At 71.8% G+C, this 21122-nt stretch carries 18 protein-coding genes and 1 pseudogene; 8 read left to right on the forward strand and 11 right to left on the reverse strand.

What is annotated here, in order from left to right:
• Nucleotides 1-157: 157 nt before the first annotated feature.
• The 6 genes from DI269_RS01920 to DI269_RS01945 all read left to right on the forward strand — a co-directional run bounded on the left by DI269_RS01920 (nt 158) and on the right by DI269_RS01945 (nt 5952).
• Nucleotides 158-919, forward strand: coding sequence for a methyltransferase domain-containing protein (locus DI269_RS01920; RefSeq protein WP_232822578.1), 762 nt, complete (start codon nt 158-160; stop codon nt 917-919).
• Between the two features lie 97 nt (nt 920-1016).
• The gene (locus DI269_RS01925; protein WP_112133459.1) at nt 1017-2162 is read left to right on the forward strand and encodes a sensor histidine kinase; all 1146 of its coding nucleotides are present in this window, start codon (nt 1017-1019) and stop codon (nt 2160-2162) included.
• Nucleotides 2159-2821 (forward strand): response regulator, encoded by a 663-nt coding sequence (locus DI269_RS01930; protein ID WP_112133460.1) that lies wholly within the window; start codon nt 2159-2161, stop codon nt 2819-2821. Before DI269_RS01925 ends, DI269_RS01930 begins: the two co-directional genes overlap by 4 nt.
• A 101-nt stretch (nt 2822-2922) precedes the next feature.
• Entirely contained in the window at nt 2923-4098 is a 1176-nt protein-coding gene (locus DI269_RS01935; RefSeq protein ID WP_112133461.1) for an alkaline phosphatase family protein, read from the forward strand.
• Nucleotides 4099-4137: 39 nt separating this feature from the next.
• Nucleotides 4138-5382, forward strand: a complete 1245-nt coding sequence (gene dinB, locus DI269_RS01940; protein ID WP_232822579.1) for a DNA polymerase IV — start codon at nt 4138-4140, stop codon at nt 5380-5382.
• 159 nt (nt 5383-5541) lie between these two features.
• On the forward strand, nt 5542-5952 hold the full coding sequence (locus tag DI269_RS01945) for a DUF3040 domain-containing protein (protein ID WP_112133462.1): 411 nt from the start codon (nt 5542-5544) through the stop codon (nt 5950-5952).
• A 104-nt stretch (nt 5953-6056) separates the two neighbouring features.
• On the opposite strand, the gene DI269_RS01950 is transcribed toward DI269_RS01945, so the two are convergent.
• Both DI269_RS01950 and lipA read right to left on the reverse strand, forming a co-directional pair.
• Entirely contained in the window at nt 6057-6752 is a 696-nt protein-coding gene (locus DI269_RS01950) for a DUF4191 domain-containing protein (RefSeq protein ID WP_112133463.1), read from the reverse strand.
• A 21-nt stretch (nt 6753-6773) separates the two neighbouring features.
• Entirely contained in the window at nt 6774-7682 is a 909-nt protein-coding gene (gene lipA, locus DI269_RS01955; protein ID WP_408612256.1) for a lipoyl synthase, read from the reverse strand.
• A 160-nt stretch (nt 7683-7842) separates the two neighbouring features.
• On the opposite strand from lipA, the gene DI269_RS01960 reads away from it, so the two are divergent.
• Nucleotides 7843-8679 carry a phosphoribosylaminoimidazolesuccinocarboxamide synthase gene (locus tag DI269_RS01960; RefSeq protein WP_112133465.1) on the forward strand — a complete coding sequence of 279 codons (837 nt, stop codon included), beginning with the start codon at nt 7843-7845 and terminating at the stop codon, nt 8677-8679.
• Here DI269_RS01960 and DI269_RS01965 read toward each other — a convergent pair.
• Nucleotides 8657-9835 carry a sensor histidine kinase gene (locus DI269_RS01965; RefSeq protein ID WP_198667063.1) on the reverse strand — a complete coding sequence of 393 codons (1179 nt, stop codon included), beginning with the start codon at nt 9833-9835 and terminating at the stop codon, nt 8657-8659. The genes DI269_RS01960 and DI269_RS01965 overlap by 23 nt on opposite strands.
• Nucleotides 9832-10488, reverse strand: a complete 657-nt coding sequence (locus DI269_RS01970; RefSeq protein WP_112133466.1) for a response regulator — start codon at nt 10486-10488, stop codon at nt 9832-9834. Before DI269_RS01970 ends, DI269_RS01965 begins: the two co-directional genes overlap by 4 nt.
• 285 nt (nt 10489-10773) lie before the next feature.
• Between DI269_RS01970 and asnB the strand changes: the two genes are divergently transcribed.
• Complete coding sequence (gene asnB, locus DI269_RS01975) at nt 10774-12765, forward strand: asparagine synthase (glutamine-hydrolyzing) (RefSeq protein WP_112133467.1); 1992 nt, start codon at nt 10774-10776, stop codon at nt 12763-12765.
• Nucleotides 12766-12810: 45 nt separating this feature from the next.
• Here asnB and DI269_RS01980 read toward each other — a convergent pair whose 3' ends face one another.
• The 7 genes and pseudogenes from DI269_RS01980 to DI269_RS02010 form a co-directional block, all read right to left on the reverse strand.
• Nucleotides 12811-15486, reverse strand: a complete 2676-nt coding sequence (locus DI269_RS01980; RefSeq protein WP_112133468.1) for a Dyp-type peroxidase — start codon at nt 15484-15486, stop codon at nt 12811-12813.
• Nucleotides 15487-15557: 71 nt separating this feature from the next.
• Nucleotides 15558-16085: a hypothetical protein gene (locus DI269_RS01985; protein WP_157974708.1), complete on the reverse strand. Its 528-nt coding sequence runs from the start codon at nt 16083-16085 to the stop codon at nt 15558-15560.
• Between the two features lie 80 nt (nt 16086-16165).
• Entirely contained in the window at nt 16166-17374 is a 1209-nt protein-coding gene (locus DI269_RS01990) for a DUF418 domain-containing protein (protein WP_112133470.1), read from the reverse strand.
• A 330-nt stretch (nt 17375-17704) separates the two neighbouring features.
• Nucleotides 17705-18922: a beta-ketoacyl-ACP synthase II gene (gene fabF / locus DI269_RS01995; RefSeq protein WP_112133471.1), complete on the reverse strand. Its 1218-nt coding sequence runs from the start codon at nt 18920-18922 to the stop codon at nt 17705-17707.
• Nucleotide 18923: 1 nt separating this feature from the next.
• A complete protein-coding gene (locus DI269_RS02000; protein ID WP_030159099.1) occupies nt 18924-19160 on the reverse strand; it encodes an acyl carrier protein in 237 nt (78 codons plus the stop codon).
• 26 nt (nt 19161-19186) lie between these two features.
• Nucleotides 19187-20140, reverse strand: coding sequence for a beta-ketoacyl-ACP synthase III (locus tag DI269_RS02005; protein WP_198667065.1), 954 nt, complete (start codon nt 20138-20140; stop codon nt 19187-19189).
• A 20-nt stretch (nt 20141-20160) separates the two neighbouring features.
• Nucleotides 20161-21060, reverse strand: a pseudogene (locus DI269_RS02010) (ACP S-malonyltransferase); the annotation flags it as partial.
• Between the last annotated feature and the right edge of the window lie 62 nt (nt 21061-21122).

A 21122-nucleotide genomic window follows, 5' to 3' on the forward strand; every position in this document is an offset into this window, starting at 1 on the left:
GCCCGGCCTCGAACGAGGCCGGGCGGCGGTGTCGTACCCCCGTGGCAGGGTTGAAACCGGGGGGCCCACCGATGTCCGATTTGCGAAGACCCTCCGTTCACGTTTCACCGGCCTGCTCGCCTCACCCGTCCGCGCCGTCGGCGCTAGGCTGTGCCGCATGGTCGACAACATGCCGAAAGAGAGCACGAAGGCTCCCCACCACCCCCGCATCGCCGTCGTGTGGTCCGTCCTGTCGGCCGAGATCGAGCGCTTCGCCGCCGGGACCGGCGCGACCATGCGCATCCTCGACGTCGGCGGCGGCTCCGGCGGCTTCGCGGTCCCCCTGGCCGAGCTCGGCCACGACGTCACCGTCGTCGAACCCAGCGCCAACGCCCTCGCCTCCCTGCGCCAGCGGGCCGCCGACGCCGGCGTCACCGACCGCGTCCGCGCCGTCCAGGCCGACGCCGACGAGCTCCCCGAGGTCGCCGAGCCCGGCTCCGCCGACCTCGTCCTGTGCCACTCGGTCCTGGAGATGGTCGACTACCCCGACACCGCCCTCGACGCCCTCGCGAAGGTCTGCGCGCCCGGCGGCGCCGTCAGCGTCCTCGTCGCCAACCGCATCGCCGCCGTCCTCGCCAAGGCCCTGTCCGGCCAGTTCGCCACCGCCCTCGACCTCCTCCACCACGTCGACGGCGTCGCCGAGGGCCGCGACACCCTCAAGCGCCGCTTCGAGACCGCCACCCTCACCGCCCTCGTCGGCGGCTCCGGCCTCGTCACCGAGCAGGTCCACGGCGTCGGCGTCGTCGGCGACCTCGTCCAGGCCCCCGAGAGCGCCGCGGCCGAGTCGCTGCGCGAGTTCGAGCTCGCCACCGCCTCCCGCGTCCCCTTCCGCGACATGGCCACCAGCATCCACCTGCTCGCCCGCAAGCCCATGCGGTGACCTACCCCCGCTGACCGGCGGCTACGTCGGAGGTCGTAGACGCGATTACGTCGCAGGGGCCATGCCGCCGCCCCGCCCGGACCGTAGCCTTGAGCGCGTGAGCACCGCAACCGCCTCCCGGCCCCGCGTCCCGGCCCCCGTCTTCGACATCGGCCTGGCCGCCCTCCTCGGGCTGCTCGCCTCCGCGACGACCGTCGGCGCGACCCCCGACCACCACCCCGGGCCCGCCGCGTTCGGCCTCATCTGGCTCTCCGTCGCATTCCTCGCGGTGCGCCGCCTCTCGCCCGAGGCCGCGCTCGCCGGGACGCTCGCCGCGCTCTACGTGTACCTCTCCCTTGACCTGCCCGAAGGCCCGGTGTACATGCTCCCGGCCGTCGCCGTGTTCTTCTACTCCTTCACGCGGCCACTGAAGACCGTCCTCGCGGTCGTCCTCGGCGTCCTCGTCGTCAACACGCTCTTCCAGTCCTACGCGCTCGACTCCAGCCGCGACCTGTGGATCAGCGCCACGGTCTCCCTCATCTGGCTCGGCATCCCCACCGCGGGCGGGCGCATCGTCCGCGAGGCCCGCCGCGCCCGCTCCCGCGAGCGCGAGGCCGAACGCGAGCGCTACCGCGCCGAGGAGCGCGTCGAGATGGCCCGCGAGATCCACGACGTCGTCGGCCACAGCCTCGCCGTGGTCTCCATGAACGCCGGCGTCGCCCTCCACATGGCCGACAAGCACCCCGGCACCCCCGACGGGGTCGTGGAGAACCTGCGGGCCATCCGCGAGGCCTCCAACCGGGCCCTCCAGGACCTGCGCGCCACCCTCGCGCCGCTGCGCAAGGGCCAGCAGCCCGAGCTGCGGCCCACCGGCGCGGTCGCCGACATCGCCGCGCTCGTCGACGGCGTCCGCAAGGGCGGCCTCGCCGTCGACTACACGCTCACCGGCGACCCGGCCCTCGTGCCCGTCAACGTCGCCGCGACCGCCTACCGGGTCGTCCAGGAGTCCCTCACCAACGTCATCCGCCACGCCGAGGCCACTAAAGCCACGGTGCAGATCGCCTGCGAGCCCGGCGCTCTGCACGTGGCCGTGCTCGACGACGGCCGCGGCGGGCCGCTCCACCCCGACCGGATGGGCCAGGGCGTCACCGGCATGATGGAGCGCGTGCAGGCCGGCGGCGGCGACTTCACGGCCGCCCCCCGGCCCGGCGGCGGTTTCGCCGTCAAAGCCCACATCCCTTACGACCGCAAGGAATCGCGATGATCGAACTCGTGATCGCCGACGACCAGAGCCTCATCCGCATGGCCCTGCGCAACCTCTACCGCGACGAGGAGGACATCCACGTCGCCGCCGAGGCCGAGGACGGCCGCGAGGCCTGGGAGGTCATCCGCCGCATCAGGCCCGACGTCGCCCTCCTCGACATCCGCATGCCCGGCCTCGACGGCCTCGAAGTCCTGCGCCGCATCGGCAAGGACCCGTCGCTCGCGGGCACCCGCGTCGTCATGATCACCACGTTCGAGATCGACGAGTACATCTTCGAGGCCCTCGCCGGGGGCGCGGCCGGGTTCATCATGAAGGACGCCCCGCCCGAGGACCTCCTGCGCGCCGTCCGCCTCGCCGCCGCCGGCGACTCCCTCCTCAGCCCCGACGTCACGCGCAAAGTGATCGACGCGTACGCCGAGCGCGGCACCGGCGGCGCCCGCCCCCACCCCAACCTCGGCGACCTCACCGAACGCGAGCAGGAGATCCTCCGCTGGGTCGCCACCGGCCTGCCCAACGACGAGATCGGCGAGCGCCTGTTCATCAGCCCCGCCACCGTCCGCACCCACGTCGGCAAGCTCCTCGCCAAGCTCGGCGCCCGCGACCGCGCCGGCCTCGTCGCCATCGCCTACCGCTCCGGCCTCGACATCCCCGAGACCTGAGGGCCCGGCCGGCGGGCCCGACCGGGCCCCGAAACCTGGGGAATAGGCCGCTCCGGCCTCTCTTGTGGCCGAAACGACACGAAACCGGCTAGCCTCGGGCCATGCCTTCGAGCCCGTACCTGGCGGCAGCCCGGCCCGCCTACGGCACCGGCACCCTCGCCGATGTCATGCCCACCGCCCTTGCGGCCCTGGGCGTCCCCCAGCGAACCGACAGCCCGGCGGTGCTCCTGCGGGACGGCGAACTCGACGGCGTCCGCCGCATCGCCGTCCTCCTCCTCGACGGCTTCGGCTACCACCTCCTCGGCCAGGCCGCCCAGGCCAGTGCCACCGTCGGCGCCGTCCACCACGGCGAACTCGGCACCCTCACCGCCATCACCGCCACGGTCCCGTCCTCGACGCCGATCAGCCTCGCCTCGCTCGCCTGCGGGGCGCCGCCGGGTGTCCACGGGATCATCGGGTTCACCGTGCGCGTGCCCGACACCGGCGACCTGGTCACCCACATCCGCTGGGACGGCTCCAGCCCCGACCCCGAGACCTGGCAGCCCGAGCCGACCGCGTTCGAACGCGCCAGCGCCGACGGCGTGGCCTGCACGATCGTCTCCAACGGGACGTTCCGCGACACCGGCCTGACCCGCGCGATCTACCGCGGCGCCGACTGGCTCCCGGCCCTGAGCCCGCGCGAGGTCGCCGAGGGCACCGTCAGCGCGCTCGCGCGCGGGGACCGGAGCCTGGTGTACGCATACTTGCCGGACGTCGACACGGCCGGGCATTTTCACGGCGTCGGCTCCCCGGCCTGGCTCGAAGCGGTCGCCGAGGTCAGCGAGGCGATCGACGGCATCCTCACCGGGCTGCCGCGCGACGCGGCCCTGTTCGTGACCGCCGACCACGGGATGGTGAACGTCACCGACCGCCTGCACGTCGACCAGCGCCCTGATCTACTTCAGGGGGTCGACGCGATCGCCGGCGACGGGCGGATGCGGTACCTGTACGCCGCGCCGGGCGCGGTCGAGGACGTGCGCTCGGCCTGGTCCGATGCGGTGGGGGAGCGGGCGGAGCTCATCGACCGCGACGAGGCGGTCGACCGCGGCTGGTTCGGCCCCAAGGTCACCGACGCGGCCCGCGAGCGCATCGGCGACCTGGTCGTCGCCTGCAAGGGCACCTTCGCGATCGTCGGCGTCGAAGGCGAGCCCCCGCATGTGGCCCGCCTGATCGGCCAGCACGGCGGCCTGACGGCCGCCGAAATGGCGGTCCCGCTCTGGACCTACCGGGCCGGGTAAGCGCGCCGAACTGTCAGACCCGCTGGCTAGGCTTCGCGTGTGAACGGGGATCTCAATCGCTTCATCGGGCCCGACCTGCCCGATGCGGGGACCGACATCGCGCATGTCGACATGGACGCGTTCTTCGCGTCCGTCGAGGTCGCGCGCGACCCGTCCCTGCGCGGCAAACCCGTGATCGTGGCCGGACTCGGGCCGCGCGGCGTCGTCTCCGCAGCCTCGTACGAGGCCCGCGAGTACGGCGTCCACTCCGCGCTCCCCACCGCCATCGCGCGCCGCCGCTGCCCGCACGGCGTGTTCATGACCCCCACGACCTCCTACGGCGAGGTCTCGCGCCAGATCATGGCGCTCTTCCGCGAGTACACCCCGCACGTCCAGCCGATCTCGGTCGACGAGGCGTTCCTCGACCTCGCCGGGGCCCGGCGGCTCATCGGGTCGCCCGTCGAGATCGCCCGCTCGATCCGCGCGCGCGTGCGCGAGGAGCACGGCATCACCTGCACCGTCGGGATCGCCTCCACGAAATTCATGGCGAAGCTCGCCTCCGAGGCGTCCAAACCCGACGGCCTCGGCGTCGTCGCACAGGCGACCGAACTCGAATTCCTGCACCGGCTCCCGATCCGCGCCGTGTGGGGCATCGGCGAGAAGACCGCCGAGAAGCTCTCGCGCCTGGGCATGCGCACGGTCGGCGACCTCGCGCGCCTCGACGTCGACAGCCTCACCGCGTCAGTCGGCACCGCGAGCGCCGAACACCTGTACGCGCTGGCCCGCAACATCGACCCGCGGCCGGTGGCGCCCGAGCGGGTCGAGAAGTCCATCAGCAACGAGACGACGTTCGGGCACGACGCCCCCGACGGCTCCGTGTGGGGCCCGGTGCTCCTGGAGCTGTCCCGCAAGGTCGCCTCCCGGGCGCGCGCGGCGGGCTGGGCCGGGCGCGGCGTCACTGTGAAGATCCGGTTCGGCGACTTCCGCACCATCACGCGCTCCCGTATGCTCGCCGCGCCCACCGACGTCGGCCGGGAGATCTACGAGGCGGCCCGCGAGATGGCCGACGCGGCCGCGGCGGCGCCTGTGCGGCTCATCGGCGTGAAGCTCGACCACCTCGTGGAGTCGGCCGCGGTGGGCCGCCAGGTCGCGCTCGGCGAGCCCGAACACGGTTGGCGCGACATCGAAGCGGTGATGGACCGGGCCCGCGAGAAGTTCGGGAAGGGCGCGGTCGGGTCGGCCGGGCGGCTCGCGCGCCCGGACTCGCGTGTAGACACCCGCGACCCGGGGAACCCCGGCAGGTGAGCGCCGCCGCTCCGAGTGCCCCCGCCTGGGGATCACGAGGCCAGAACGGACCGATTCAAGGACGAACTGCCTTCCGCCTCGGGCGAAAGCCTCGTAGACTTGGACTACAAACACCGGGGCCTCGTGTGGCCCCGTCGAGACTAGTGCAGGAGGAGTGTCGTGCCGCTCTCCGACCACGAGCAACGTCTGTTCGAGCAAATCGAGCAGTCCTTGTCTGAAGACCCGCAGTTCGCCAATGCGGTGCGCGCCCACGATCCGGCGCATGTGACCCGGCGCAGGCTCATCCTGGCCGGGGTCGTCACGGTCATCGGCATCGCCGCCGTCATCGGCACGGTGATCGCTGGCGGAAGCGTGGCGAAGTGGGGCGCCCCCATCGGCGCGGTCCTCATGTTCGGCGGTCTCATCCTGGGCCTGTGGGCGCAGCGGCGGGGCACGAACGTGAAGCTCAAAGCCGTCGACGGCAAGGCCACCCGGACCACGGGCGGCTCCAAGGGCTCCAAGCCCGGCGGGTTCACCTCCCGCATGGAGGAGCGCTGGCGCCGCCGCCGCGACAACGGCGACATCTTCTGACCTGCGAGAACGCACGCATACGACGCGGCCCGGCCGGGGTTTCCCCCGGCCGGGCCGATGTCGTTGCAGCGCTTGTAATCGCGACGGTGTAGTTCTCGAAGGCTTTAGCGCCCGCGGAGCATCGCGCGACGGGCCGCGCGGCCCTGGTTGACGCTGGTCGGGATGGGCCCCTTCGGGATCGCCATGCCGACGCCGAGCGCGTCCAGGCGCTTGGCGATGTGGTTCGCGGCCTTGGAGTCGATGTTCTTCGGCAGCTTCATGAGGCGCTTGCGGACCTCGGTCACCGAGAAGTCGTCGCTGTCGTTCTCGCCGACCAGGAACGTGTACACGGGGGTCGAGCCGACCACCCGCGAGATGCGCTTCTTCTCCTGGCCGAGGAGCTTGCGGGTCTTCGGGCCGCCCTCGCCGAGGAGGACCACGCCGGCCTTGCCGACCGCGCGGTGCACCATCTGGGTCTCCGACAGGGCCGCGACGCCGGGCGTGACCGTCCAGCCGCGGATGCCGTCGATGAGCGCGTACGCCGCGCCCGGCTTGCCCACGGCCTCCTGGTTCACGACCTTGCTCGTGCGCATGTTGAGCACGATCAGGCCCGCGAGGAGCGCCACGAACACGGCCGACACGTACCAGAAGAGTGATTGGTTCGCGAACACCACGATGGCGGTCACGATGACGAACGGCAGCAGGATCGCGGCGGCCTCCAACGGCAGGAACAGCTTGTCCCGCTGGTTGGTGAACTTGATCGCCATCCCGATCGTCTTCAGGCGCGACCCGAACGTCTCTTTTTCCTGCTGCTTTGCCATGTCCTCAAGTCTACCGGCGCGTTACGCGAGGGCTTCGCTGCGGGCTTCGATCGCCTGTCGGTACAGGCGCCCGGCCCGGTACGAGGAGCGCACGAGCGGGCCGCTCATGACGCCCGCGAAGCCGATCTCCTCGGCCTCGGCCGACAGCTCCACGAACTCCTCGGGCTTGACCCAGCGGTCCACCGGGTGGTGGCGCTTGGTCGGGCGCAGGTACTGCGTGATCGTGATGAGCTCGCACCCGGCCGCGTGCAGGTCCTTCAGGGCCTGCGAGATCTCCTCGCGGGTCTCGCCCATGCCGAGGATCAGGTTCGACTTGGTGACCAGGCCGTCCTCGCGGGCCTTGGTGATTACTTCGAGGGACCGCTCGTAGCGGAACGCGGGGCGGATGCGCTTGAAGATGCGCGGCACCGTCTCGACGTTGTGCGCGAGCACCTCGGGACGCGAGGAGAACACCTCGGCGAGCTGCTCGGGGACCGCGTTGAAGTCGGGGATGAGCAGCTCGACGCCGCAGCCCGGGATCGCCTCGTGGATCCGGCGGACGGTCTCGGCGTAGAGCCACGCCCCGCCGTCGTCCAGGTCGTCGCGGGCGACGCCGGTGACGGTGGCGTACTTCAGGCCCATCGTCTTGACCGACTCGGCCACCTTCATCGGTTCGAGGCGGTCGAGCGGGCCGGGCTTGCCGGTGTCGATCTGGCAGAAGTCGCACCGGCGCGTGCACTGGGAGCCGCCGATGAGGAACGTGGCCTCGCGGTCCTCCCAGCACTCGTAGATGTTGGGGCACCCGGCCTCTTGGCAGACCGTGTGCAGCCCCTCGCTCTTGACGAGGCCCCGCAGCTCGGTGTACTCGGGTCCGGTCTTGGCCTTGACCTTGATCCAGGAGGGTTTCTTCTCGATCGGGGTCTGGGCGTTGCGCACTTCGAGGCGCAGCATCCGGCGTCCTTCAGGCTGTACGGAAGTCACCGCCCCAGCCTACGCCGCGTCGCCCCCGACCGGCAGGTGTCGCTCGGCACAGCCGCGCGCCGCGCGAATCGTAGGATGACGTCCCCGCTGCTGTAATGGCCGCGGTACAGGAACGAGACCGGGAGCGGCAGTGGAACTCATTCACCAGGGCAAGGTCCGCGACGTCTACGCCGACGGGAACGACCTCGTCCTCGTCGCGTCCAACCGCGTCAGCGTCTTCGACGTCATCCTCCCCACCGAGATCCCCGGCAAGGGCGCCCTCCTCACCGCCCTCAGCCTGTGGTGGTTCGAGCGCCTCGCCGACATCGTCCCCAACCACGTGGTCTCCGCCGACGACGTCCCCGCTGAATTCAGTGGCCGCGCCGTGCGCGTCAAGCGCCTCGACATGGTCAAGGTCGAAGCGGTCGTCCGCGGCTACCTCACCGGCTCCGTCCTCGACGACTACCGCACCACCGGCGCCGTCAACGGCGTCGCGCTCCCCGCGGGACTCGAAGACGGCTCCAAGCTCCCCGAACCGGTCTACACCCCGACCACGAAGGCCGACGTCGGCGACCACGACGAACCCGAGACGTTCGACCAGACCGCGGCCCGCCTCGGCCCCGACCTCGCCGCCCGCGTCCGCGACCTCACCCTCGACGTCTACCGCCGCGGCGCCGAGATCGCCCTCGAAAAGGGCATCATCATCGCCGATACGAAGCTGGAGTTCGGCGTCGACGAGGACGGCGTCCTCACCCTCGCCGACGAGGTCCTCACCTCCGACTCCTCCCGCTTCTGGGACGCGAAGGGCTGGAAGCCCGGCCAGACCCAGCCGTCCTTCGACAAGCAGTTCGTGCGCGACTGGGCCAAGTCCACCGGCTGGCGCCCGAACGACCCCGATGTCCCCGAGATCCCCGCCGACATCGTCGAAGCCACTCAGGGCCGCTACATCGAGGCGTACGAGCTGCTCACCGGCCGGCGCTGGCGGTAGCGCTCTCGGCCGGCAGCGTCAGTCGCAGCCGCCAGCCGCCCGCCCGGTCGGGCCCGTACTCGATCGCGCCGTCCAGCAGCTCCGCGCGCTGACGCAGGCCCAGCAGGCCCACCCGGGAGCTCGGCAGCTCCACGACCGGCCGCGTCGCCGCCGTGTTCGCGACCTCCACGACCACCGCCCGGCCCTGCGCCGACAACCGCACCGACGCCTTCGCGCCCGGCGCGTGCTTGCGGGCGTTCGTCAACGCCTCCTGCACCGTCCGGTACACCGCCCGCTGCGCGGGCGGGTCCAGGACCGGGAGCGGGCCGATCTCCAGCTCCGCGTCGATCCCCGACCCTTCTACGAGCCGCCGCAGCTGCGCGATCGACGGCTGCGGCACCGGGCCCTCCCCGCGGCGCCCGCTCGCGTGCAGCACCCGCACCATCTGCCGCAGCTCCTCCAGGGTCGTCACGCTCACCTCCCGGATCGCCTCCGCGGTCGTGCGCGTCCGCGAATCCGGGGCCTGGAGCTCCAGCGCCCCCGCCTGCACCGCGATCAGGCTCACCTGGTGCGACACCACGTCGTGCATCTCCCGCGCCAGCTGCGCCCGCTCCGACGCCAGCGCCTGCTGCGTCAGCAGCCGCTGCTCGTGCTCGCGGGCCTCGGTGATCTCCGCGAACCGCTCGGCCAGGCGCCGCCGCGTCAGCTGGCTGTAGCCGAGCACGGAGGGGACCGCGGCCATCGCGATGTAGTACGCGGTGGTGCGCATGAACCCCTCGGCCGGGTAGACGTGCTGCGGCAGGATATCTATCGCCTGATCGAAAGGCATGCGCCACGGGCCGAAGAACAGGTCGAACAGGTGCGTCCCGTGGAACACGAAGCTGACCGCGAGGATCGCGGTCGCGGCCAGCGGCAGCCACGGGCGCTTGGCCCGGCTCGTGAGCGTGTACAGGGCGATCATGGACGCGACCTTCTCGAACACCATGAACGCGGCCGGGAGCGTCACCAGGAACACCAGGAACGGGTACCGTCCGCGCAGCGCCAGGGCCGCGACGCCGACGATCGCGAACGTCGCGACCGGCTGGTTCTCGACGTCGATCACCAGGAGCAGGTGCACCGCCGCCGCCGCGACGGTCCACACGTCCCAGACCCATTGGGGGAGTTCGGGAATCCTCAAGATCGCCCGCCGGGGTCCAGGAGCGCCGAGCGTTCGGCGATGAGCGCGGCCTGGACCCGGTTGCCGACCTCCAGTTTCACGAAGATCGAGGAGACGTGGTCCTTGACGGTGCCGATGCCCAGGAACAGCTCCGCGGAGATCTCCCCGTTCGAGCGGCCCTCCGCGAGCAGCACCAGGATGTCCCGCTCGCGGTCGGTCAGGCGCTCCAGGCGCGGGTCCGGCTCGTGGGTGCGGGCGGCGTCGAGGTACTTCGCGACGATCGTGCGCGTCACCTGCCCCGACAGGGCCGAGCCCTCGGTGACCAGGGCCCGCACCTGGTGGATCAGGTGCGTCGGCTTCGTGTCCTTGAGGAGGTAGCCCGCGGCGCCCAGGCGCAGGGCCGCGTCCACGTACTCGTCGGAGCCGAACGTCGTCAGGGCCGCGACCGCGGGCGGGCGCGACAGCTCGTGCATCCGCCGCAGGATCGTGAGCCCGTCCACGTCGGGCATGCGGATGTCGAGCAGGACCACGTCGGGCCGGAGCGCGACGATCCGGTCGAAGGCGTCGCCGCCGGAGACGGCGTCGACCACCTCGATGTCCTCGGCGGTGCCGAGGATGTGCGTGAAGCCCGAGCGGATCAGGGCCTCGTCGTCGACGATGAGGACGCGGATCATGATGCGCCTCCTCTCCTCTGTATGGGGCATGTGCGGCGCGGGGGAACGCCGGGGGTCTGCCGGGAATACCCCGCGAGCAGCGCGATCGGTTGCATCCGAAGGTCCGGACCCGCCCCCGCCGAAGGTCGGCGGCACCCAGCCGAAAGTCGGACAACCGCCGCCTACCCGGGTCGGCGCCGGGGAGGACCGCAGCTGGACGGTCCGGGACCTTCGCCGGGCGCGCCGCGGCCCCGGCCGCACCAGCATGGGGGTACCTGACCCGTTCCACCCCAAAGAGGAGCGCCCATGTGCGGATTCGTCGTCTGCGCGGGAGACCCCGCCGAGCCGTCCGGCGGCGACCTGCCGGCCCTGCTCGAACTCATCGACCACCGCGGCCCCGACGCGACCGCGTACGACCTGCCCGGGCGGCGCGTCCGCATGGGCTTCAAGCGGCTCGCGATCATCGACACCGAGCACTCCCACCAGCCGATGCGCACCGGCGACGGCGGCCTCTCCGTCGTCTTCAACGGCGAGATCTACAACTACCTCGAACTGCGCGACGAGCTCGTGCGCGAGGCCGGCGCGGTCTTCGAGACCCGCGGCGACACCGAGGTGATCCTGGCCGGGTACCGGCACTGGGGCCCCGACGTCGTCCACCGCCTCCGCGGCATGTTCGCGTTCGTCGTCCACGACGTCGAGGCCGACCTCCTGTTCGCCGCCCGCGACCCCTTCGGCATCAAGCCCCTCTACTGGACCCGCCGCGGGAGCGCCGTCTGGCTCGCCTCGGAGAAGAAGGCCCTCCCCGGCCTCGACCGCGCCGGCGTCGACCCCGACGCGCTCGCCCACTACGCGACCTTCCAGTACGTACCCGAGCCCGCGACCCTCCACCACGGCGTCCACCGCTTCGAGGCCGGCCACTCCGCGCTCTTCCGGCCCGGCGCCGAACCGCGCCCCGTCCGCTACTTCCAGCCGCTCTTCCACCCCGCGAAGGTGAGCGACGAGGAGCGCCTCCACCGCGAGATCGAAGCGGCCCTGCGCGACTCGGTGCGCCTGCACATGCGCTCGGACGTGCCCGTCGGGACGCTCCTGTCCAGCGGCATCGACTCGACCGCCGTCACCGCGCTCGCCCGCGAGACCGACCCGCGGCTGCTCACCTTCACCGCCCGGTTCACCGACCCCGGCCTGTACGACGAACTCGAAGTCGCCTCCCGGTCGGCGGCCGAACTCGGCGTCGTCAACATCCCCGCCCCCGTCTCGGCCGAGGACGTCATGGCCGAACTGCCGCGGATCGTGTGGCACCTCGACGACCCCGTCGCCGACCCCGCGCTCGTCCCGCTCTACTTCGTCGCGAAGAAGGCCGCCGAGCACGTCACCGTCGCCCTCGGCGGCGAAGGCGCCGACGAGCTCTTCGGCGGGTACACGATCTACCGGGAACCCAAGTCCCTCAAGGCCGTCACCGTTCTCCCCGGCACCGCCAAGCACCTCCTCCAGCGCGTCTCCCGGGCCCTCCCCGAAGGCGTCAAGGGCCGCGGGTTCCTCGAACGCGGCACCGCCGAGATCGAGGAGCGCTTCATCGGCAACGCCAAGATCTTCACCGGCGACGCGAAGACCCGCCTGCTGCGCCGCGAGGGCCCCGACCCGCGCGAGGTCACCGGTCCGATCTGGGACGAGTCGGCGCACCTCGACCCGGCCACGCGCATGCAGTACCTCGACCTGCGCACCTGGATGCGCGGCGACATCCTCGTCAAGGCCGACCGCATGTCCATGGCCCACAGCCTCGAACTGCGCGTCCCGTTCCTCGACCGCGCCGTCTGGGACGTCGCCGCCCGCATCCCCGCCGAGCACCGCCTCTCGGGCCCGCAGACGAAGGTCGCGCTGCGGCGGGCGCTGGCGCGGATCGTGCCGCCCGCGATCGTCGAGCGCCCGAAGCTCGGCTTCCCGACCCCGCACCGGCAGTGGCTGGCCGGGCCGATGTTCGAGTGGACCGACCAGATCCTCGCCGAAGCGCAGTGCGGGCACCTGCTCGACCTCGACTACGCGCGCGCCCTCCTGCGCGAGCACCGCGACGGTACCGACCGGGCCCGCAAAGTGTGGGCGGTCCTGGTGTTCTGCCTGTGGTACGCCCAGATCGGCGCCGAACCGCCGCACCGGCCCGCGATCGCCCGGCAGCTGCCGCCACTGACCCCGCAGACGGCGCTGACGGCCCCGGTCGCCGGCCTCCCGGGCGAGCCCGTGGACGTCGTCCCCGAGTACGTCCCCGCACCCGAGGCGGCCCACGGACTCGTCCCCGGTTTCTGAACGCGCAAGGGGCGGGCGCCACGGCGCCCGCCCCTGTTTCCCGTTCTAGCCCTTGAACAGCGCCTCGGCGACGAACCCGCCCTCGGCCGCGCCCGGCGGGACGGCGAACACGCCCGAGCCCTCGGCGGTGATGAACTCCGTGAGCCGGTCCGAGGCCGCCATCTTCTCCTGCGCGTCCACGAACACCTGCGGGTCGGCCTGGAACGACACGAACAGCAGCCCCGCGTCGTACGGGTGCTCGGCGTGCATGTGCCCGTCGAGGTGCCCGTCGGTCGCCGCGTCCGAGGACACGTCCCCTTGGGTCAGGAACCCGTAGTCGTAGTTGAAGCCGCGGCGCACCATCGCCGCGTCGTGCACGACCGCGATGTGCGCGTCGGCCGGGACCGCGGGCAGGCCCGACGCGTCGAGGACCTCGAAGTCCGGGTGGTCGAACTCGCCGCCGCCGCTCAGCGGCACCCCCGAGTCGCGCTCGCGCCCGAAGGTGAGGTTCTGGTCCTCGGCCGTGAGCATCGACCAGTCCGGCAGGCGCATCCGGATCTTGCGGAACACCAGGTACGTGCCGCCCTCGAACCACGACGGCTCCGAGTCGACCGCCCACACGCGGTCGTCGAACTCCTCGCTCCCGGCCTTCGGGTTCGCGCTGCCGTCCTTGAACCCCATGAGGTTCCGCGGCGTCCCGCCCCCGGCCGGCGCCGACGAGAACCCCTGCTGCACCCACGACAGCGAACCGAAGCCCACGGCCCGCTTGCGCAGCTCCAGGAACGCGTTCGAAACGACCTGCTGGTCGTCCCCGCACACCTGGAGCAGCAGGTCCCCGCCCGACCACGCCGGGTTCAACCTGTCCTCGTCGAACTCGGGCAGCTCGGCCAGCTTCGACGGCCGCGCCGCCTCCAGGCCCGCCTTCGCGAACGCGGCCGGGCCGATCCCGAACGTCACCGTCAGCCGCGCCGGGTCCAGCCCCGCCGCCACCGCCTCCGCGTCGAACTGGTCCGCGCCGTCCACGGCGGCCTTCGGCGGGGTCTCACCGGCCGCCAGCGCCGCTGATGCCGCCGACCAGTCCCGAAGCAGCGCTTGCAGATTCGCCGCGACCCCGGCGGGATCGAGCGCGTCCCCGGTCGCGAAATCGGTCGCGACCAGGTCGAAGGCCGCGAACAGCGCGTGCGTCTGCATCGGCGTCTCGATCCCGCCCTGCCGGTCCCCGTAGAACGGCTCCGTAGCCGGGCCCTCGTCCTCGGCGGCCGCTCCGTCGTCGCGCGTACCCGAAGCGATCGCCATGCCGACGCCCGCGCCGACCGCGGCCGAAATCGTCGCCGTCGCCAGCGCCGTCCGCCGCGACACCACCGCCTCGCCCGATTCGTTCACCTTGGGCGGCTTGCGGAACCGCCGCCACAACCCGATCAGCACGTCGACGACCACGAAGGCCGCCAGCGAGATCCCCAGCAGTGGGAAGAACCAGCCCACCCCGGCCGCGACCGCCACGACCAGTCCGATCACCGGCCACGGCAGCCGCCGCAGCCCGCCGCGCGGATACGGCCGGCCCACGACGGCGCCCTTGGGGCGCCGCTGCCACCACATCCGGTAGCCCCACACGATCATCAGGATTAGCGCGACCATCGCGGCAGCGAGGATCAGCTGATTCGCCAGGCCGAACAGCAGGCCCATGTGCGCGGCGATGAGCACGTTCGTCGCCTGCGCCATGATCGGCCAGTCCGCGAACCGCAGCTCGTCGGCCACCTGCGGCGTCCCCGAGGCGGTGTCGACGACCATCTGGTCCTGCCGCAGCGGAATCGACCGCCGCTGCTCGTTCACCAGGTACTGTGTCGCCGACCCGGTCGGCAGCGCGATCTGCATCGGATCGCTCATCCCGGCCTCGCGCGCGGTCTGATACACGCTGTCCAGCAAGGTGATCGAGAACGCCGACGTCGCCGCGCCGGTCATCGCGTCGTGCCCGGCGTGGTCGCCCGTGCCCGCACTCTCCTCGACGGTGAGCGCCGGGGTCGTCCAGCTCAGGGCCGCCCGCAGGTCGGCGACGTTCTCGCCCGCGTACCGCGACCACGTGACGCCCGTGACCGACAGGAACAGCAGCACCAGGACCAGCCACACCCCGACCGGCCCGTGCCAGGCGAGGGTCCGGGCCCGGCCCGCGCCCTCCGGCTTCGGCCGCCAGAACCCGCCGTTCCTGCGCCTGCGCGCGATCCACAGGACGAGGCCGCCGAGCGCGACCACCCACAGCCAGCTCGCCGCCAGCTCCGAGTACAGCCGGCCCGGTTCGCCCAGGTGCAGGCTCCGGTGCAGCGTCGAGATCCACTCGCGGACCGGACCGGCCTGCGAGGACCCGTACGAGGTCGAATCCCCGAGCACCGCACCGGTGTACGGGTCCACGTAGACCACGGCAACCGCGCCCGACTCGCGCACGACCCCGTCGTCCACGATCACCGCCGTCGACGACTCGGCGTCCTCGGCGGGCCGCACCGCCGTCACCGACCAGTCCGGGTGCGCCTCGGTCACGGCGTTCACCTGGTTCGCGAGCGTCAGCGGCTCACCGCCGGGCTCGACGGTCTTCAGATCCTGGTAGAGGAAGTCCTCCAATGGGTAGGAGAGGGCGTAGGCCAGCCCGGTCAGGGCCGAGACCAGCAGGAACGGGGCGATCAATATGCCGGCGTAGAAATGCAGCCGGAGCAGCGGCTGCCGCAGGGCAGCCGAAAACCTTGGTCTGGACATGCTTCGCTTTCTGAGCGGCCCGGTTCACCGGGCAGGGGGGAGCGCCGAACGGCGCCGGGGGAGGACGGGAATCAGAAAGCGAACCGCGGGGGACCGCGGCGCGAGACGGCCGCCGAGACGACCGGGACCGGACGCGGCGCCCGCGTCCGGGAAGTGAACCGCCGCAGCCGAACCGCGACGGGCGGGTTCAGGCCCGCGACGCGCACCATGCGCGCGAACCACAGCGTGACGAGATCGAGGAGCGCGGCGAACGCGGACTCGCCCCGCGCCAGCCAGGAAGCCTGCGCCAGGGCCGCGGCGATGTGGACCAGCCACATGCTCACGCCCGCGCCGTGCGCGTGCGCGGTCTCGACCGCGCCCGCCTGGAACAGCTCGTGCAGGCCCCACTGGGCCGCCAGGCACAGCGGCGCGAGGACGAGGAAGCCGCGCTGGCGGCCTCCGGCGGCGTACGCGGCGGCCAAGACGAGCCCGAACGCGGCCGCGGCCTGGAGCGGGCCGGGCGCGTGCCCGCCGCTCCACAGGTGCAGCAGGAGCGACGCCGACCCCGCGACCGCGGCGAACACGGCGGCCCGCAGCAGTCGGAAGGGAATCCAGCTCACTCGCACGGCCGTATTCTGCCACGGGCCCGGACACGCGGACGCCCCCGAGTCATGGATTTGACTCGGGGGCGTCCGGTGTATCAGGACCGCTTCCTGCCGTAGGTGAGTCGCCGCAGCAGCACCTCGAACGGGCCGCGCTTCCCGGCCTTGTCCAGGAGCACCGCGATGACGATGGTGGCCGCCCAGGTCGCGGCCGCGACGCCGAACGCGCCCAGGTACCCCAGGTCCTCGCCGAGGCCGAGGCCCCAGGCGGTGAGGAGCGGGGCCATGATGAACGACTGGAGCAGGTAGCTCGTCAGCGACCGCTCGCCGACCGCCGCGAGCGCCCCGGGGATGCCGCGGCGGCCGTAGCCGCGCAGCTTGTGGGCCAGGAGCGCGAAGCCGCAGATGTAGCCGAGGCCGGCGTACATGCCGCCGAGGAGCGTCAGGTAGACCGCGCTGCTCCACATGAACTGGTCGGGCTCCCAGGCGCCGACGGCGATGAGGGCCACGGGAAGGGAGCTGAGGACGTTCACGGCCATGCCGGAGACGAAGACCTTCTTCAGCTGCGGCAGGTGGTCCTCGGGGTGGTTGAGCCAGCCCGCGCGCTGGAGCATCATGCCCGCGATGATGAGCGGGAAGAACACGCCGGTGAGCACGAGCGCGAGCACCCCGACGGGGGAGGCGACGGCGCCGGAGATCACCTGCTCCAGGTAGGGGGGCAGGGTGTCGTCGCCGGGAGGCGCGCCGGAGCCGCCGGTGTAGAGGATCGCCAGCAGCGTGTTGCCGACGACCACGACGTACGCGATGGAGCCCCACAGCCACTTCTTGAGCGACTTGTCGGAGAGGTGGACGAAGAACAGGGCGATGAGGCCCATGGCGCCGTACGGGGCGAGGATGTCGCCGAAGAACAGGAGGACGGCGTGCAGGAAGCCGAACGCGAGGAGCCACCAGGAGCGGCGGCGCAGGATCTTGCGGACGGCCTTGGGCTCCATGCCGCGGGCGAACATGCGCGAGGCCATGACGGCGATGCCGAAGCCGTAGAGGATCGCGAACATCGGGCGGGAGCGGTCGGCGATGAGGAGCTGCTCGACGAACAGCGCGACGTGGTCGGCGGCCGACTGGCCGGTGTTGTGGCCGTACCGGTCGAGGCCCATGCCCCACAGGTGGATCGGGACGTTGGCGAGCGCGATGAACAGCAGCATCCCGCCGCGCGCGATGTCGGGCGCGAGCGAGCGCTCAGCCTTGGTGATCGGCGCGGGCGGGCCGGCCTTGGGCGGGTCGGCGGTCGCATAGGGGGTGGCGGTCACGACGGGCTCCTTCGGGATCGGACGGGTTTCCTGGTTTCCGGTGCGCGCGGTGGGGTCCGCGTTTCCTCAGTCTAGGAAAATCGTGTCCATTTCACGGTAGTGCTGGCCCCCGTACGGCGCTCCCGTCTGCGGTACCTTTCCGCCTCCGCCTGAGGGAGGATCGCCTTCGGCGGGATGTCGTACCCCAGGAGTATTTTTGACCCAGGGGTCCCTCTTGATGTCCGATTTGTGGTAGGCGCTCCGAGACGCTCCCGGACACTCCCGAAACCGTGGAAACACAGCAGAGCCCCGCCGCTTTCGCGACGGGGCCCTTCTGTTCGCTTGTACTGCTTACGCCTTCGTGAACAAGAGCGCGGCGTTGTGGCCGCCGAAGCCGAAGGCCGTGTTGAGCGCGGCGTTCAGCTCCACCTTGCGGGCCTCGTTCGCGGCCACGTCCAGGTCCAGGGCCGGGTCGGGGTTCTCCAGGTTGATCGTCGGGGGGATGACCCCTTCGACGATCGCCAGGATCGCCGCGATCGACTCGACCGCGCCCGCCCCGCCGAGCAGGTGCCCGGTCATGGACTTGGTCGCGGTGAGCACCACGTGGTCGCCGACCTCGCGCTTGATGCCCTTGACCTCCGCCATGTCGCCGACGGGCGTCGACGTGGCGTGGGCGTTGACGTGGCCGATGTCCTTCGGGTCGATGCCGGCCTGCTTGATGGCCGCCCGCATCGCGCGCCCGCCGCCCCGGCACTCCGGGTCGGGCTGGACGATGTCGTAGCCGTCGGAGGTCAGGCCGGAGCCCGCCACGACGGCGTAGATCCTCGCCCCGCGCGCTTCGGCGTGGTCGCGGCGCTCCAGGATCAGGGCGCCGGAGCCCTCGCCCATGACGAACCCGTCGCGGTCGCGGTCCCAGGGCCGGGAGGCGTGCTCGGGGTCGTCGTTGCGCGTGGACATGGCCTTCATCGAGGAGAAGCCGGCCATCGGCAGGCCGCCGATGACCGCTTCCGCGCCGCCGGCGATGACGACGTCGGCGCGGCCGAGGCGGATCATGTCGGAGGCCAGCGAGATCGCCTCCGCCGAGGTGGCGCAGGCGCTGGTCGGGGCGTGGACCCCGGCGCGGGCCTTGAACTCGATGCCGACCACGGCCGCGGGGCCGTTGGGCATGAGCATGGGCACGGTGAACGGGGAGACCTTGCGGGCGCCGAACTCCTCCAGGATGTCGTCCTGGGCGAGCAGCGTCAGCGCGCCGCCGATGCCGGAGCCGAAGGCGACGCCGAGCCGTTCCTTGTCGAGGTCGTCGCTCAGCCCCGCGTCGTCCCACGCCTGCTGAGCCGCGACGAGCGCGATCTGCTCGGAGCGGTCAAGACGGCGCAGCCGGACCCGAGGCAGGACCTCGGACGGCTCCACCGCCAGCTCGGCGGCGATCCGGCAGGGGAGTTCCTGCGCCCACTCGTGCTTGAGCAGGTGGACACCCGACCGTCCGGCCACGAGTGCTTCCCAGGTCGACGCCACGTCCCCGCCGAGGGGAGTGGTCGCGCCGAGCCCGGTCACGACTACCTCAGTCACATTAACCCTTCTCGATGTAGGAGACGGCGTCGCCGACGGTCTTCAGGTTGGCGACCTCGTCGTCGGGGATCTTCACACCGAACTTCTCTTCGGCGGCAACGACGACCTCGACCATGGCGAGCGAGTCCACGTCCAGGTCGTCGGTGAAGGACTTGCCGTCGGCGACATCGTCGGGGTTGACGCCCGCGACCTCTTCGAGAATGTCCGACAGACCTTCGCGGATCTCGTCACGAGACAGAGCCATGAGTTATTTCCTCTCGATAGTTACGGGCAGCGGATGACCTGCCCGGCGTAGGTGAGCCCGCCGCCGAATCCGAACAGGAGGATCGGGGCGCCGGAGGCCACCTTGCCACTTTGTACCAACTTCGACAACGCCAGCGGCACCGACGCCGCCGAGGTGTTGCCGGAGTAGACGATGTCCTCGGCGACGACGCAGTCGTCGCTGAAGTCCAGCCGCTTGGCGATGCCCTGGATGATGCGCAGGTTCGCCTGGTGCGGCACGAAGGCGGCGAGTTCGTTGACCTTCAGGCCCGCCCGCTCGGCGACCTGCTCGATGAGCGGCGCGAGCTGGGTGGTGGCCCACCGGAACACGGTCTGGCCGGCCTGCTTGATGAACGGGACGTCCTCCTCGATGCGGATGACGTCGCTCATCGACGGCTCGGAGCCCCACACGACCGGGCTGATCGCCAGCTCCGGGTCGTCGGTGCCCTCGACGATCAGCGCGCCCGCGCCGTCGCCGAAGAGCACGCACGAGGTGCGGTCCTCCCAGTCGGTGACCGCGGAGAGCTTCTCGGCGCCGATGACCAGGGCGCGCTTGGCGATGCCGACGCGAATGGCGGCGTCGGCCTGGGCCAGCGCGTACTCGAAGCCCGAGCAGGCGGTGTTGATGTCGATCGCGGCGGGCGCGTCGATGCCGAGCGCCTCGGCGACGCGGCAGGCGGTGTTGGGGCAGACGTCCTTGGCCGAGACGGTGGCGACGATGACGTAGTCGATGTCCGCGGCCTGGAGGCCGCTGTTCTCCAGGGCCTGGCGGGCGGCGCCGATCGCGAGGTCGGCGACCTTCTCGTCGTCGGCCGCGATCCGGCGCTCCTTGATGCCGACCCGAGAGACGATCCACTCGTCGTTCGTGTCGACCATCTTCGCGAGGTCGTCGTTGGTGAGGACCTTCTCCGGCTGGTAGTGGCCGACGCTGACGACGCGCGTTCCGTTGACGCTCACTCGACTCCTTCGTTGCTTGCGAGTTCTGCGGCGGCCGCGAGGTCGTCGGGGGTGTTGACGTTGAGTCGCTCCACGCCCTTGAGCGCCCGCTTGGCCAGTCCGGTGAGCGTCCCCGCCGGCGGCAGTTCGACGACCGCCGTGACGCCCAGTTCTCCAAGCGTACTCATGCAGGCGTCCCATCGGACGGGTGAGGTGACCTGGGCCACGAGCTGCTGCAAAGCGGCCGCGCCGGTGGTCACGGGCTTCCCGTCCCGGTTGGACAGGAGGGTGCGGACCGGGTCGGCCGTCTCGATGTCGGCGGCGACCGCTTCGAGGGCCTCCTGCGCCGGGGCCATGTGCGGGGTGTGGAACGCCCCGGCGACCTTCAGCGTGATGATCCGGGCCTTCTCGGGCGGGGTCGCCGCGAGCTTCTCGATCGCGGCGACGGGCCCGGCGGCGACGATCTGGCCGGCGCCGTTGCGGTTGGCCGGCCACGCGCCCGCCGACTCGATGGCGGCGAGGACCTCGTCCTCGACGCCGCCGAGGACCGCGGCCATGGTCGTGGGTTCGATGTTGCACGCCGCGGCCATCTCGCGGCCGCGGACGGCGGCGAGGCGGACGGCGGCCTCGGGGGTGAGGACGCCCGCGATGGCGAGCGCGGTGAGCTCCCCGACCGAGTGGCCAGCGACGGCCGCGCCGTCGAAGGCGGGGTCGGCGAGGAGGCGCTCGGCCGCGAGGAGCCCCGCGGCCACCAGCAGCGGCTGGGTGTTCGCGGTGTCGGTGATCTCGTCCTGGTCCGCTTCGGTGCCGAGGCGGACGAGGTCGAGGCCGATGAGATCGGACCACTCGCGCAGCCGCGAGGCGGCGGCGCGGTCGTCGATCCACGGCGTCAGGAACCCGGGCTTCTGCGAGCCCTGCCCGGGAGCGAGAATGGCAAGCACACTAGAACTTTCGCATCGACGGCATGGGATACGGGAGCAGTCAGAGGACTGAAAGCCCGGTC

Origin of the sequence: Glycomyces dulcitolivorans (genome assembly GCF_003265355.1) — a bacterium.
In the GTDB taxonomy this organism is placed as follows: Bacteria; Actinomycetota; Actinomycetes; order Mycobacteriales; family Micromonosporaceae; genus Glycomyces; species Glycomyces dulcitolivorans.

Coding starts and splice junctions, on each gene's coding strand:
- DI269_RS01920 (WP_232822578.1), top strand. CDS start 158: ATGGTCGACAACATGCCGAAAGAGAGCACGAAGGCTCCCCACCACCCC.
- DI269_RS01950 (WP_112133463.1), bottom strand. CDS start 6,752: ATGGCAAAGCAGCAGGAAAAAGAGACGTTCGGGTCGCGCCTGAAGACG.
- DI269_RS01935 (WP_112133461.1), top strand. CDS start 2,923: ATGCCTTCGAGCCCGTACCTGGCGGCAGCCCGGCCCGCCTACGGCACC.
- DI269_RS01930 (WP_112133460.1), top strand. CDS start 2,159: ATGATCGAACTCGTGATCGCCGACGACCAGAGCCTCATCCGCATGGCC.
- DI269_RS01980 (WP_112133468.1), bottom strand. CDS start 15,486: ATGTCCAGACCAAGGTTTTCGGCTGCCCTGCGGCAGCCGCTGCTCCGG.
- lipA (WP_408612256.1), bottom strand. CDS start 7,682: ATGCTGCGCCTCGAAGTGCGCAACGCCCAGACCCCGATCGAGAAGAAA.
- DI269_RS01970 (WP_112133466.1), bottom strand. CDS start 10,488: ATGATCCGCGTCCTCATCGTCGACGACGAGGCCCTGATCCGCTCGGGC.
- asnB (WP_112133467.1), top strand. CDS start 10,774: ATGTGCGGATTCGTCGTCTGCGCGGGAGACCCCGCCGAGCCGTCCGGC.